This window comes from Variovorax paradoxus (assembly GCA_016806145.1).
In the GTDB taxonomy this organism is placed as follows: domain Bacteria; phylum Pseudomonadota; class Gammaproteobacteria; order Burkholderiales; family Burkholderiaceae_C; genus Variovorax.
Genome location: CP063166.1, coordinates 1,672,494 through 1,685,893 on the forward strand (window position 1 = coordinate 1,672,494; position 13,400 = coordinate 1,685,893).

Genomic DNA, 13,400 nt, shown 5'->3' on the forward strand with positions numbered 1-13,400 from the left:
CCATTCTCCACATGTGGCCGGAGCAGGCCAGCGGGGTCCTAATCGATCAACGCGCCGTTGTCGTGGAACGGATACGGCCCCTCGAAATGCCCCGAGGCCGCGAGGTGCGTGACCAGCCGGCCGGCCGTGGGCGACCAGGCATGCACGCGGAAGCCCGGGGGCTCGAGCGTCCAGGCCGAGGCCGCGTCGGGCGCGAGGTCCAGGCAGACCTGGTGCGCGGGCGCGGGCGCGGTCGAGGCCAGGGTGCCGCCGAAGCGCACGTCGATGGCGCGGTGCAGGTGGCCGCAGATCACGCGTTCCACATTGGAATGACGCGCAATCAGGGCCTCGAGTTCCGCGGCGCCCTCGAGCAGGCCGATCTCGTCCATGTGGCCGATCAGGGTCTGGAACGGCGGATGGTGCATCGCCACCACCACCGGCTCGCGCCGGCTCTCGCCGAGCCGGGCCTCGAGCCAGGCCAGCCGCTTCTCGCACAGCGCGCCATGGCTGGCGCCGGGCACCACGGTATCGAGCGCGATCATCCGCAGCGGCCCGACGTTCAACGCGTACTGCACGAAGCCGTCGCTGTCGCCGCCGTCGCCGAGGTAGGCGTGGCCCGGGAAGCTGCGGCGCAGCTGGTCGCGGTCGTCGTGGTTGCCGGGCATCAGGTGGACGGGGATGCCCCGCGCCTCGAGCGGCGCCAGCAGGCGCGCGAGGTGCTCGTACTCGGCGGCGCGGCCGAAGTCGGTGAGGTCGCCGGTGATCACCACCGCGTCGGGCGACTGCCGCAGCGCGAGCACCGATCGCACCGCGCGCGCGAGGTAGGGCGCGGTGTCGATGCGGCCATAGGCCAGCCGGCCCGGCTCGCGGATGTGCAGGTCGGTGAGCTGGACCAGGAAGGTGTCTTGGGTGGTGGCGGTCATGCGCGGGTGTCCTGCGGGCTCATCAATCGGTCGGGGTGGATGCGAAGCGCGACGGCATCGCCGATGCCGTAGGGCGTGTCGCGCGCGGTGTCGGCCAGCAGCATCTGCGGCTGGTCGGCCACGCGCAGCTGCAGCTGCACGCGGTCGCCGAGGAAGGTGCGGCGCTCGACCGTGGCCGTGCCCCAGCCGGGGCGCGCGGGCTGCGCGGGGCCGACCTCGATGTCCTCGGGGCGCACCAGCAGCATGGCGCGGTCGCGCCAGGCGCCGGGGCAGGGCAGGGCGCTGCCGCCGAGCCGCACGACGTCTTCGCGCAGCGCCTCGGGCGTGCGCTGCAGGCGGTTCACGCGGCCCAGGAATTCGGCCACGAAGGGATGGGAGGGCGCGCGGTAGAGGTCCTCGCCGCGGCCCACCTGCACGATGCGGCCGGCCTGCATCACGGCGAGCCGGTCGGCGATGGCCAGCGCCTCCTGCTGGTCGTGCGTGACATGCACGGCGGTGATGTGCAGCCGCCGCAGCAACTCGGCGAGCTCGTCGCGCAGCGACTCCTTGAGCTTGGCGTCGAGCGCGGCCAGCGGCTCGTCGAGCAGCAGCACGCGCGGGCGCACCGCCACCGCGCGCGCGAGCGCCACGCGCTGGCGCTGGCCGCCCGAGAGCTCGGCCGGGCGCTTGGCCTCGAGGCCGCCCAGGCGCACCAGGTCGACCAGTTCGCCGACGGCGCGCTTCTCCTCGGCGGGCGCCACGCCGCGGATGCGCAGGCCATAGCCGATGTTGGCCGCCACCGTCATCTGCGGGAACAGCGCGTAGCTCTGGAACACCATGCCCACGCCGCGCTGCTCGACCGGGCGCTGCGTCACGTCCTGGCCGCCGAAGGCGATGCGGCTGCCGGCATCGGGCGTTTCCAGGCCCGCGATCAGCCGCAGCAGCGTGGTCTTGCCGCAGCCCGAGGGGCCGAGCAGCGCCAGCACCTCGCCGGCCTCCACCTGGAGGTCGGTGGGCTGCAGGCCGCGCGTGCCGTCGGCATAGGTCTTGGCGCAGTGGGCGATGTCGATGGGGACGCGTTCAAGTTCCATGGCGTTTCTGGATCAGGTGGGCGAGGTATTGCAGGCCCCACAGCACGGGGAGGATGACGGCGAAGAAGACCAGCGTGTAGGCCGAGCCGATCTCGATGCGCATCGAGGCATAGCTGTCGGCCAGGCCCACGGGCAGGGTGCGCGTGAGCGGGGTGTGCAGCATCCAGGTGAGGTTGAACTCGCCCACCGAGAGCGTGAACACCATCAGGCTGCCGGCCACGATGGCGGGGAACACGGCCGGCACCAGGATGCCCATGAAGCGCTGGCGGAAGCTCGCGCCCAGCGTGCGCGCGGCTTCCTCGAGCGCGAGCAGCTCGTGGCGCTGGAAGGCCGAGCTCACGGTGCGCACCATGAAGGGCAGCGTGAACACGACGTGGCCGACCAGGATGAAGGCGAAGCTCTGGCGGAAGGCCGTGAGCTGGCCGTAGGCGAGGATCAGCGCGAGCGCGGTCGCCAGGCCCGGCACCGCGACCGGCAGGGTCAGCAGTTCCTCGAAGACATGGGCCGCGCGCGAGCGGCTGCGCGCCAGCGCATAGGCGCAGGGCACGCCGAGCAGCACGGTGCAGGCGACGCAGGCTGCGGCCAGCGCGAGCGACCAGCCGACGGTGCCGCCGTAGTTCTCCCACACCTCGCCGAGCCAGCGCAGGGTGAGGCCGCTCTTCAGGCCGGTGCTGTAGTTGTTGACCAGGCCGGCCATCACCGACAGCAGCATCGGCGCGATCATGAACAGGCTCACGACCAGCGTGATCGCGAGCAGGAAGGGGGCCTGGGGCCGGGTGTTCGTTCGCATGGCGGCCTCAGCGTGCGACTGGGTTCGCGCCGAAGCGGCGCGCGGCGAACAGCACCAGCCAGGTCACGAGGCCGAGCGCGATCGACAGCGAGGCCGCGAGCGCGAAGTTCGCGTAGTTGGTGAACTCGTTGTAGATGGTGATCGGGATCACCTCGAACTTGCTCGCGAGCGTGAAGGCGGTGCCGAAGGCGCCCATCGAGGTCGCGAACAGGATCGCGCCGCAGGCCAGCGTGGTGGGCGCGAGTTCGGGCATCCACACGTCGCGCGCCACGCGCAGCCGCGAGGCGCCAAGCGAGCGCGCGGCTTCCTCGAGCTGCAGGTTCATGGCCTCGGCCGCGGCCGCGTAGGTGGCGATGGCGCGTGGCAGCGAGAAGTACAGGTAGGCCAGGAACAGCCCGAGCAGGCCGTAGGCGAAGGTGATGCGCTCGCCGATCAGGGCGTCGCTCAGGCTCGCCACCACGCCCTGGCGGCCGCCGAGCAGGATCACGAAGAAGCCGATGATCACGCCCGGAAAGGACAGCGGCAAGGTGAGCAGCGACAGCAGCACGCGCCGGCCCCAGAAGGCATGGCGCGCGAGGTAGATGCCCACGGCCGCGCCGAGCACCAGCGTGGCCAGCGTGACCGCCGCCGACAGCAGCACGGTGTTGGCCATGCTCTGCAGGTAGCGCGCGTCGGTCAGCACGGCGAAGTAGGTGGCCCAGCCCTTGTCGGCGGGCAGCGCGAGCAGCCGCACCACCGGCAGCAGCCAGAAGGCCGCGAAGAAGGCGGCCGCGGGCAGGGCGCAGGCCAGCAGCCGCCAGCGCGGGGTCCAGACGCCGGAGGCGCCGTCCGAAGGCATCGTGGCGGTGGCCTGCGTCATCTCATGCGGTTCGGCTCAGCGCACTTCCTTCAGGTACTCGTCGGAGAAGGCGCGCTGCGCCGCGGCCATGCGGCCGTAGTCCACGCTCTTGGCGCGCGCGTAGTCGCTCGCGGGCAGGAACTGGGCCTCGATCTCCTTGGGCATCGCGCCGGCGCGCACCGGGCGCAGGTAGGCCTTGGCCCAGATCGCCTGGCCCTCGTCGGACAGCGTGAAGTCCAGCACCTTCTTGGCGTCGGCCGCGTGCGGCGCCTTGGCCACCAGGCTCATCACGTAGGGCACGGCCAGCGTGCCTTCGCTCGGGATCACGAAGGCGACGTTGGCCTTGTCCTTGTACTTCGCGCGGTAGGCGTTGAAGTCGTAGTCGAGCAGGATCGCGATCTCGCCCGAGAGCACGCGCGCGTACGAGGTCTGCTTGGGCACGATCGGCTCGTTCTTCTGCAGCGCCTTGAAGTAGTCGATGGCCGGCTTGAAGTTGTCGAGCGTGCCGCCGCGCGCCTCGTTCACCGCGACCGCGCCGACGTAGCCGACGAAGGCCGAGGCCGGGTCGAGGTAGCCGATCAGGCCCTTGTACTCGGGCTTGAGCAGGTCGGCCCATGACTTCGGGACCGGCTTGCCCTTGAGCGCGTCGACGTTGACCATGAAGCCCAGCGTGCCCGAGTGGATGGTGAACCAGTTGCCGGCAGGGTCCTTGAGGCCGTCGGGGATGTCCTTCCAGGCGGCCGGCTTGTAGGGCTCGACCAGGCCGTCCTTGGCGGCCTGCACCGCGAAGGTCACGCCGAGGTAGGTGACGTCGGCCACCGGGCTGGCCTTCTCGGCCGCCATCTGCGCGAGCGACTGGCCCGAGTTCTTGTTGTCGGGCGGCACGGTGATGCCGGTCTTGGCCTTGATTGCCTTCAGCTGGGTGCCCCAGTCGGCCCATTCGGTCGGGCAGTTGTAGCAGATGGCGGTCTGCGCGAAGGCGGCGCTGCCGCCGACGAGCGCGGCGGCGAGCAGGCCGAGGCGCGCGATGTGGCGCAAGGAAGAGGACATGGGAGAAGCTCCTGTGGCGGGGTGGGTTGAAGCGGTCGGGAGAAAAGGGCGTCAGGCGATGTCGCCCGGGTCGCCGTCGGGCGCGGCGGCGCACGATTCGCCGTCGCGGAACACGTGGGGCAGCAGCAGGCTGGCGTCGGCGTCGAGCGCGCCGCCGCCGGCCATGGCCTGGATCAGCAGCTCGACGCCGTGGCGGCCGATGTCGCTGTTGGGCTGCGCGATGGTGCTGAGCGCGGGCGTGAGGTCCTCGCCGAGCGCGATGCCGTCGAAGCCGATCACGCTGAGGTCGGCGGGCACGGCCAGGCCGCTGCGGTGCGCGGCGCGGATGCTGCGGATGGCCAGCAGGTCGTTCGAGCAGACCAGCGCGCTGGGCCGGTGGCGCAACTGCAGCAGCCGCGCGAGCCGGTCGACCGCGCTCTCGACGAAGGGCACCTCGACCAGCGGCTGCGGCTTGAGGCCCGCGTCGGCCATGCCCTTCTGGTAGCCGCGGTAGCGCTGCTGCGCGCGGTCGGAGGCCGCCAGCGTGCCGCTGACCATCGCGATGCGCCGGTGGCCCAAGAGCACCAGCCGGGCCACCGCGTCGGCGACGGCGGCCTCGTTGTCGACCGTGACGCAGGGATGCGCGGGATGGCGGTTGTAAGCCAGCACGTAGGGCACGCGCTGGGCACGCAGCCGCTCGAGCGCCTTCGAGGTCGAGGGGTTGGAGACCACGAGGATCAGGCCGTCGACATTGCCGGCCAAGAGCATGTGGACCGCGCGTTCCTCCTCGTCGAGCCTGTAGCCGGTGGTGACGGGAATGATCGCGTAGCCGCCCGCCACGGCCGCCTGCGCGATGCCCTGCAGGCATTCGGCGAAGGTGGGGTTCAGCAGCGTGGGCAGCACCACGCCGAGCACGCGGCTGCGCTGGGTGCGCAGCGTGCGAGCGCTGGCGTTCGGCAGGTAGTCGAGCTCGCGCGCCGCGCGCTCGACCAGGTCGCGCGTGGCGCCGCTGACCTTGTCGGGGAAATTGAAGACGCGCGAGACGGTGGCGACGGACACGCCGGCCTTGGCCGCGACTGCCTGTATGCTCATCGGTGGGTGCTATGTAATCGATTACATTGGACCGCGGCAGTATGACCTCGCCATGACAGCGCGGGATCGATGAAAACCCGTGCGCCCGAATGCGCGAAGGGCGCGCCGGGAATCCCGGCGCGCCCTTCAAGGGAGCAAAAAAGACGGTGGGCCGCTACTTGCCGCGCCGCACCCTGCGGATCTCGTCGAGGATCAGGCAGATCGCGCCGAGCGTGATCGCGCTGTCGGCCGCGTTGAAGGCCGGGAAGTACCAGCCGCCCGCGTGGAAGCTCAGGAAGTCCACCACGTAGCCGTGCATCATCCGGTCGACCACGTTGCCGATGGCGCCGCCCAGGATGCAGGCCATGGCGAACGAGAACAGCTTCTGGCCCGCGTGCGACTTCAGCATCCAGACGATGAACACGGCCGCCGCCACGCCGATGCCGGTGAACAGCCAGCGCTGCCAGCCCGAATGGTCGGCCAGGAACGAGAAGGCCGCGCCCGTGTTGTGCGCGCGCACGACGTTGAAGAAGCTGGTGACGTAGGTGGCGTCGCCGAGCTTGTAGTAGCCGAGGATCAGCGTCTTGGTGAACTGGTCGATGATCACGATGATCAGCGCCAGCGCGAGCCAGGGCCAGATGCCGGTGCCGCGCGAGCGCGAGGCCGAGACGGTGCGGGTGGCGGCCATCAGGCGAAGCTCCTCGATTCGCCGGCGCCGAACAGGTTGCTGGTGCAGCGACCGCAGATCGTCGGATGGGCCGGGTCGTGGCCCACGTCCTCGCGGTAATGCCAGCAGCGCTCGCATTTCTGCGCCGTGCTCGGCACGACCGCCGTGGCCAGCGCCTCGCCCGCGGCCAGCTCGATCGCCGAGGCGATGAAGACGAACTTCAGGTCCTCGCCGAGCGAACCCAGCAGCGCGAAGTCCTCGGCCGGTGCCGTCACGCGCAGGTTGGCCTGCAGCGAGGAGCCGACCTTGCCGTCGGCGCGCACCGTCTCGATTTCCTTGTTGACCGCGTCGCGGATCTCGCGGATGCGGCCCCACTTGGCGAGCAGGGCTTCGTCGGGCGCGTCGAAGCGGCTGTAGGTCTGGGTGAAGATCGAGTCGCCGGGCGCGCCGGTGCCGACGAGCTTCCAGGCCTCCTCGGCCGTGAAGCTCAGGAACGGCGCCATCCAGCGCAGCATCGCCTGCGCGATGTGCCACAGCGCGGTCTGCGCGCTGCGGCGCGCGCGCGAGCCGGGCGCGGTGGTGTAGAGGCGGTCCTTCAGGATGTCGAGGTAGAAGCCGCCGAGGTCTTCCGAGCAGTAGATCTGCAGCTTGGCGACCACCGGGTGGAACTCGTACACCTTGTAGTGCGCGAGGATCTCGTCCTGGAACTGCGCGGCGCGCGCGAGCGCGTAGCGGTCGATCTCGAACAGCTCCGACAGGGGCAGCGCGTCCTTCGCGACGTCGAAGTCGCTGGTGTTGGCCAGCAGGAAGCGCAGCGTGTTGCGGATGCGGCGGTAGGCGTCGACCACGCGCGCGAGGATCTTGTCGTCGCCCGCGATGTCGCCCGAATAGTCGCTCGCGGCCACCCACAGGCGGATGATCTCCGAGCCCAGCTTGTTGCTGATCTCCTGCGGATCGATGCCGTTCTTGAGCGACTTGCTCATCTTGATGCCCTTGGCATCGACGGTGAAGCCGTGCGTGAGCAGGCCCTTGTAGGGCGCGCGGTCTTCGAGCGCGCAGGCCAGCAGCAGCGACGAGTGGAACCAGCCGCGATGCTGGTCGTGGCCCTCGAGGTAGAGGTCGGCCTCGGGGCCGGTCTCGTGGTGCACCGTGGGGTGCGTGCCGCGCAGCACGTGATAGAAGGTCGAGCCCGAGTCGAACCACACCTCGAGGATGTCGGTGCTCTTGGTGTAGCTCGGCGCATCCTCGGCGCCGAGGATCTCTTCGACCGTCACGCGGCTCCAGGCCTCGATGCCGCCCTTCTCGACGATGTCGGCGGCCTGGTCGAGGATCTCCATCGTGCGCGGATGCAGCTCGCCCGAATCCTTGTGCAGGAAGAACGGGATCGGCACGCCCCAGCTGCGCTGGCGGCTGATGCACCAGTCGGGCCGGCCGGCGATCATGTCGTGCAGGCGGGCCTTGCCGTTCTCCGGATAGAAGCTGGTCTCTTCGATCGCGTCGAGCGCGGTCTGGCGCAGCGTCTTGGGCGCCTTGTCCTTGGTGAACACGCCCTCGCCCTCGTCCATGCGGATGAACCACTGGGCCGCGGCGCGGTAGATCACCGGCGTCTTGTGGCGCCAGCAATGCGGGTAGCTGTGGCTGATGGTCTCGGTGGTCAGCAGGCGGTTGGCATCGCGCAGCGCGGCGATGATCACCGGCACGGCCTTCCAGATGTTCTGGCCGCCGAACAGCGGGAAATCGGGCGCGTAGCTGCCGTTGCCCTGCACCGGGTTCAGGATGTCGTCGTAGGCCACGCCATGGGCGACGCAGGAGTTGAAGTCGTCCAGGCCGTAGGCGGGCGAGGAGTGGACCAGGCCGGTGCCGTCGGTGGCGGTGGCGTAATCGGCCAGGTAGATCGGCGACAGGCGGCGGTAGCCCGCGTCCACGTCGTACAGCGGATGCTCGAACTCGAGCCCGCCGAGCGCCTCGCCCTTGACGGTGGCGATCACCTTGCCGTCGAGCGCATAGCGCGTCATGCACATCTCGACCAGCGAGGCGGCCAGGATCAGCAGGCCGCGCTCGGTGTCGACCAGCGCGTACTCGAGCTCGGGATTGAGGTTGAGCGCCTGGTTGGCCGGGATGGTCCAGGCGGTGGTGGTCCAGATGACCGCGAAGACGTCGCCCAGCGCATCGGGCCGGCCGAAGGCGGCGAGCACCTTCTCGCGCTCGTGCGCCTTGAAGGCCACGTCGATGGTCTGGCTCTTCTTGTCGGCGTATTCGATCTCGAACTCGGCCAGCGAGGAACCGCAGTCGAAGCACCAGTAGACCGGCTTCAGGCCGCGGTAGACGAAGCCGCGCTCGATCACGCGCTTGAACGCGCGCAGCTCGCCGGCCTCGTTGGCGAAGTCCATGGTCTTGTAGGGATGGTCCCATTCGCCCAGCACGCCCAGGCGCTGGAAGTCGGCCATCTGCTGCGCGATCTGCTCGGTGGCGTAGGCGCGGCTCTTGGCCTGCATCTCGTCGCGGCTCAGGTTGCGGCCGTACTGCTTCTCGATGGCGTTCTCGATCGGCAGGCCGTGGCAGTCCCAGCCCGGCACGTAGAGCGCGTCGTAGCCCTCGAGCTGGCGCGCCTTGGTGATCATGTCCTTCAGGATCTTGTTCACCGCGTGGCCCATGTGGATCTGGCCGTTGGCGTAGGGCGGGCCGTCGTGCAGGATGAACTTGGGCGCGCCGCGGCGGGCCAGGCGCAGGCGGTGGTAGGTGCCGTGCTCGGCGTCGTTCCATTCCTTGACCCAGCCCGGTTCGCGCTTGGGCAGGTCGCCGCGCATCGGGAAGGGGGTGTCGGGCAGGTTCAGCGTGGAACGGTAATCGGTGGGGGCAGCAGCGTCAGACATGTTGGGGGTGCGAAACAGTGGGCTTCGACAGGCTCAGCCCGAACGGCACAAAGGGCGTCGGTGCGGAAGAAAAGCCGTTCGCCCTGAGCTTGTCGAAGGGCGGCAGCACGGAGCGTGCAGGGCTAAATTCGATCGCGCGTGGTCTGGCGGTGGGTTTCTGCGTGGGTGGATGCAAAGAAGGCACGCGCGTCGCGTCCATCCTTCGCGATGCCCGCGGTGAGGGCTTCGAGGCTGGTGTAGCGCAATTCGTCGTGCAATTTGTGCAGCAGTTCCACGCGCACGATTTTACCGTAGGCCCCTTCGGCGCCCAGGTGAGAGGGCCACTCGAGGCAGTGGGTCTCGAGCAGGACCCGGCCGGCATTGACGTCGTTCGGGTCGAGCGAGGGCCGCACGCCGAGGTTGGCGACGCCGGGCAGCGGCCGCTCGGACAGGCCATGCACCAGCACCACGAAGATGCCGCTGGCCGCGGGTTTCCAGTGCTTGAAGCGCAGGTTGAGGGTGCGGAAGCCGTCGTCCTGCCCCGGTGCCGAAGCGCCGAGCGCGCGGCCCAGCTTGCGCCCGTGCACCACGTGGCCCGAGATGGCGTAGGGCCGGCCCAGCAGGGTCTGGGCGTCGGCCATGCGGCCTTCGGCCAGCGCCTCGCGCACGGCCGAGCTCGACACGCGCAGGCCGTGCACCTCGTAGCTGTTCATGCGCGCGACGTCGAAGCCGCGGGCATCGCCGGCCGCGTCGAGCATGGCGTAGTCGCCCGCGCGCCGGGCGCCGAAGCGGAAGTCGTCGCCCACCAGCACGTAGCGCGCGCCCAGGCCGTCGACCAGCACGTTCTGGATGAATTCCTCGGGCGACTGCGAAGCGAGCCGGGCATCGAAGGGCAGCACCACGGTCTGCGCCACGCCGCAGGCGGCCAGCTCGCCGAGCTTGTCGCGCAGCGTGCCGATGCGCGCCGGCGCGAGTTCGGGCTTCTTCGCGAGCGCGGCGAAATAGTCGCGCGGATGGGGCTCGAAGGTCAGCACGCAGCTCGGCAGGCCGCGTTGCCGCGCCTCGGTCTGCAGGAGCGCCAGCATGGCCTGGTGGCCGCGGTGGACGCCGTCGAAATTGCCGATGGTCAAGGCGCAGGCCGGAGCCACGCCCGGGTGCCGGAAGCCGCGGAAAACCTGCATGGGTGAATATCTTTTTGATAGCGCCTGTCGCCCGCCGAATGGGCTCATCAGGCCGTTTTGTCACAAAGCCGGTATATTGTGACGCAGTGCGCCGATCCGCGAGGTCGCCGACGCGCTCCGTGTCCCGGGTCTCTCCGTGTTTCTTTCGTTCTGTCGAGGAGGCGTGTGGTGAAGGTCTTGAAGCTGTCGGCCCAAGGGCTGCCCCAGTCGTGGATTTCGCTCGAACAGGCGGTGATCCACTATGCAGCGGACGAAGTCCGCTGGGAGGCTGGCGGCCAGGTGGCCCTGTTCCGCGGCGGCCACAACGCGATGACGGGCGAGCAGTCGCAGATTGCCGTCAACAGCATCATCGGCACCAAGGGCGTGCCGCGCATCAACCCCTTCACCCAGCGCCCGGGGCTCACCAACAGCAAGCTGTTCGCGCGCGACCGCAACGTGTGCGCCTACTGCGGCGGCCACTTCCACGAAGACGAGCTGACCCGCGAGCACATCATTCCGTTCGCGCAGCGCGGCATCGACACCTGGATGAACGTGGTCACGGCCTGCAAGCCCTGCAACCACCGCAAGAGCAGCCGCACCCCCGAGCAGGCCAACATGCCGCTCTTGTACGCGCCCTACGTGCCCAGCCTCTGGGAGGACTTCATCCTGCGCAACCGCCGCATCCTGGCGGACCAGATGGAATTCCTGATGGCGCACCTGCCGCAGAGCTCGCGGCTGCACGACAGCTAGCTGGCCGCGTTCAGGCCTTCCAGGAAGGCGGGCGCTTCTCGATGAAGGCCTGCACGCCTTCGAGCGCACTCGCATCCATCATGTTGCAGGCCATGGTCTGGCTGGCGTCCGCCAGCGCCGGCGCGATGCCCGTTTCGAGCTGCCGGTAGAACAGCGCCTTGCCGAGCGCCAGCGCGGTGCGCGGCTTGGCGACGATGCTGGCCAGCAGCGCCTCGAGCGCGGCATCGAGCTGGTCCGGCGAGGCCACGCGGTTGACCAGGCCCTTCTCGCGCGCTTCCTCGGCGCCGATGAATTCGCCGGTGACGAGCATCTCGAAGGCCTCCTTGCGCCCCAGGTTGCGCGACAGCGTGACGCTCGGCGTGGCGCAGAACAGCCCGACGTTGACGCCGCTGACCGCGAAGCGCGCCTCGCTCGAGGCCACGGCGAGGTCGCACACCGCCACCAGCTGGCAGCCCGCGGCCGTCGCGATGCCGTGCACGCGCGCGATGACGGGCACCGGTAGCCGTTGCAGCGACAGCATCATCTCGCCGCAGCGCGCGAACAGGCGCTGGTAGTAGTCGAGCGCGGGCGCGGCGCGCATTTCCTTCAGGTCGTGGCCGGCGCAGAAGGCCTTGCCGGCGCCGGCGATCACGACGGCACGCACCGTGTCGTCGGCCGCGATGCCGGCAATGGCCGTTTCGAGGGCGCCCAGCATGCCCTCGGACAGCGCATTGAACGCGCCCGGGCGGTTGAGCGTGAGCGTGACCACGCCGCGGGCGTCGCGGGCCTCGAGCACGAAGGGGGAGCTGTCGTTCATCGCATGCCGCCTTTTCTTCAGTAGGTCAGTTCCAGCACCGTGACATGGCCCTTGACCGCGGGCCAGGTGAGCCCCGTGAGGCGCTCGCCATTGAACTCGCCCGTGACCGCGCGCTGCGGCTCGGAGCCCGTCTCGCGCAGGCGCGAGCTCGACACGCCGGCTCCCTTGGGCGGCACCCCTGCCGGCGGGCTCTTGCCGTCGAAGCGCATGGTGTCGCGCTGCGCGTCGAAATAGCCGCGCGGCCGCGTGAAGACGGCGACTGCGTTGGCGCTGCCGTCGGCCGGCACGATCGGGTCGAGCCGCAGGTTCACGAGGCTGCTGCCGCGCGGGAACGGGCTGCGGTAGACGTGGGTGACGCTGGCCTGCGTGTCGAGCACGAATTCGTAGGCCGCATCGGGGCGCGCGCTGAAGGGCCCCCAGCGGCCGTCGGCACCGACGGTCTTGCGGTGCACGGGCTCGCCGAGCCGCCGGCCGGTGGCCGGATCGACCGCGTACACCAGCACTTGCGCGCCGGCCAGCGACTGGTTCTCCGCGCCGATCGCGCGGCCGTCGAGCACCACGTTGGCCTCGCGCGCGATCTCCAGGCTGCGCGGCGCCTCGCCGGTGAGGAACCGCCAGGTCGCCGCGAAGGCCGCGGGCGAGAACGAGGTCTCGCGGTGGTCCACGCGCGGCAGCACGGTGTTGGTCGCGCCCTTGAGCGCCGGGCCGTCGAAGCCGATGTTCGTCGGCTTGCCGGGCGAGCCGATCCACAGGCCGTCGGGCTGGGCGTACTTGTCGTTGTTGTCCGAGCGCAGCGTCAGCCACTTCACGCCCGGCGTCACCTCGTCGCCGTTCGGGCCCTTGGGCGCGTTGAGCTGCCGCATGAAGGGCGACAGCCCCGAGAACTCGTTGTTCTCGCGCAGGCCCGGCACGGCCCAGATGCCGTGCGCCGGGTTGCCGCCGAGCACCACGTGGCTGACGACGGCCGCGCCGCCGCCGTTCTGCACGTAGTTGCGGATGGTGTTGCCGCCGCGCGAGTTGCCGATCAGCACGACCCGGGTCGCGCCGGTGGCGCGCAGCACCTGCTCGACCTTTTCCTTGAGGAAGGCGGCCGATTCCGCCGTGGAGCTGCGCCCGGCCTGGGCCACGGCGTCGTCGTCGCGCGCCAGCGGCAGGGGCTGGTCGAAGGCGAACAGTCGCGCGCGCGGCCAGCCGTTCGACTCGAAGCGCCAGAGCGTGGTCTGCCACAGCGCGGCCGAGTCGCCGTTGCCGTGCACGAAGACGATGGGCGGGCGGTCGGCGAGCGAGGGCATGGCGGTCGGCGCATTGGCGCAGGCGGTCAACAGGAGGGCGGGGGAGGCGAGCAGCCCGGCGAGGACCGGCGGCGCGCCGAGGAGGAGGGTGCGGCGGGATGGCATGGTCGTTCTTCGTGGTTGCGTTGCGGGGGCCGTTCCGAATGAAAAACGCCCGCCGGCGCGAAGGCGGGCGGGCGCTGG

At 70.1% G+C, this 13,400-nt stretch carries 12 protein-coding genes; 1 reads left to right on the top strand and 11 read right to left on the bottom strand.

The genetic code is table 11. The features are described 5' to 3' along the window. Positions 1-38 precede the first annotated feature (38 nt). The 9 genes from INQ48_07635 to INQ48_07675 form a co-directional block, all read right to left on the bottom strand. Positions 39-902, bottom strand: a complete 864-nt coding sequence (locus INQ48_07635) for a phosphodiesterase (protein ID QRF59093.1) — start codon at positions 900-902, stop codon at positions 39-41. After that, a complete protein-coding gene (locus INQ48_07640) occupies positions 899-1,972 on the bottom strand; it encodes an ABC transporter ATP-binding protein (GenBank protein QRF59094.1) in 1,074 nt (357 codons plus the stop codon). The genes INQ48_07635 and INQ48_07640 overlap by 4 nt, the downstream gene beginning before the upstream one ends. Beyond that, positions 1,962-2,762, bottom strand: a complete 801-nt coding sequence (locus INQ48_07645; protein ID QRF59095.1) for an ABC transporter permease subunit — start codon at positions 2,760-2,762, stop codon at positions 1,962-1,964. The genes INQ48_07640 and INQ48_07645 overlap by 11 nt, the downstream gene beginning before the upstream one ends. Before the next feature lie 7 nt (positions 2,763-2,769). Then, a complete protein-coding gene (locus INQ48_07650; GenBank protein ID QRF59096.1) occupies positions 2,770-3,621 on the bottom strand; it encodes an ABC transporter permease in 852 nt (283 codons plus the stop codon). Between the two features lie 15 nt (positions 3,622-3,636). After that, entirely contained in the window at positions 3,637-4,650 is a 1,014-nt protein-coding gene (locus INQ48_07655; protein ID QRF59097.1) for an ABC transporter substrate-binding protein, read from the bottom strand. Positions 4,651-4,701: 51 nt separating this feature from the next. Then, complete coding sequence (locus INQ48_07660; GenBank protein ID QRF59098.1) at positions 4,702-5,721, bottom strand: LacI family DNA-binding transcriptional regulator; 1,020 nt, start codon at positions 5,719-5,721, stop codon at positions 4,702-4,704. A gap of 154 nt (positions 5,722-5,875) precedes the next feature. Further along, the gene (locus INQ48_07665) at positions 5,876-6,388 is read right to left on the bottom strand and encodes a lipoprotein signal peptidase (protein ID QRF59099.1); all 513 of its coding nucleotides are present in this window, start codon (positions 6,386-6,388) and stop codon (positions 5,876-5,878) included. Continuing rightward, complete coding sequence (ileS, locus tag INQ48_07670; GenBank protein QRF59100.1) at positions 6,388-9,240, bottom strand: isoleucine--tRNA ligase; 2,853 nt, start codon at positions 9,238-9,240, stop codon at positions 6,388-6,390. Before ileS ends, INQ48_07665 begins: the two co-directional genes overlap by 1 nt. 122 nt (positions 9,241-9,362) lie before the next feature. Continuing rightward, positions 9,363-10,400: a bifunctional riboflavin kinase/FAD synthetase gene (locus INQ48_07675; GenBank protein ID QRF59101.1), complete on the bottom strand. Its 1,038-nt coding sequence runs from the start codon at positions 10,398-10,400 to the stop codon at positions 9,363-9,365. A 168-nt stretch (positions 10,401-10,568) separates the two neighbouring features. Here INQ48_07675 and INQ48_07680 point away from each other — a divergent pair, with 168 nt between their 5' ends. Continuing rightward, positions 10,569-11,129 carry an HNH endonuclease gene (locus INQ48_07680; GenBank protein QRF59102.1) on the top strand — a complete coding sequence of 187 codons (561 nt, stop codon included), beginning with the start codon at positions 10,569-10,571 and terminating at the stop codon, positions 11,127-11,129. A gap of 10 nt (positions 11,130-11,139) precedes the next feature. On the opposite strand, the gene INQ48_07685 is transcribed toward INQ48_07680, so the two are convergent. Both INQ48_07685 and INQ48_07690 read right to left on the bottom strand, forming a co-directional pair. Continuing rightward, complete coding sequence (locus tag INQ48_07685; GenBank protein ID QRF59103.1) at positions 11,140-11,925, bottom strand: enoyl-CoA hydratase; 786 nt, start codon at positions 11,923-11,925, stop codon at positions 11,140-11,142. 17 nt (positions 11,926-11,942) lie between these two features. Beyond that, positions 11,943-13,322: a twin-arginine translocation pathway signal gene (locus INQ48_07690; GenBank protein ID QRF59104.1), complete on the bottom strand. Its 1,380-nt coding sequence runs from the start codon at positions 13,320-13,322 to the stop codon at positions 11,943-11,945. Positions 13,323-13,400 lie beyond the last annotated feature (78 nt).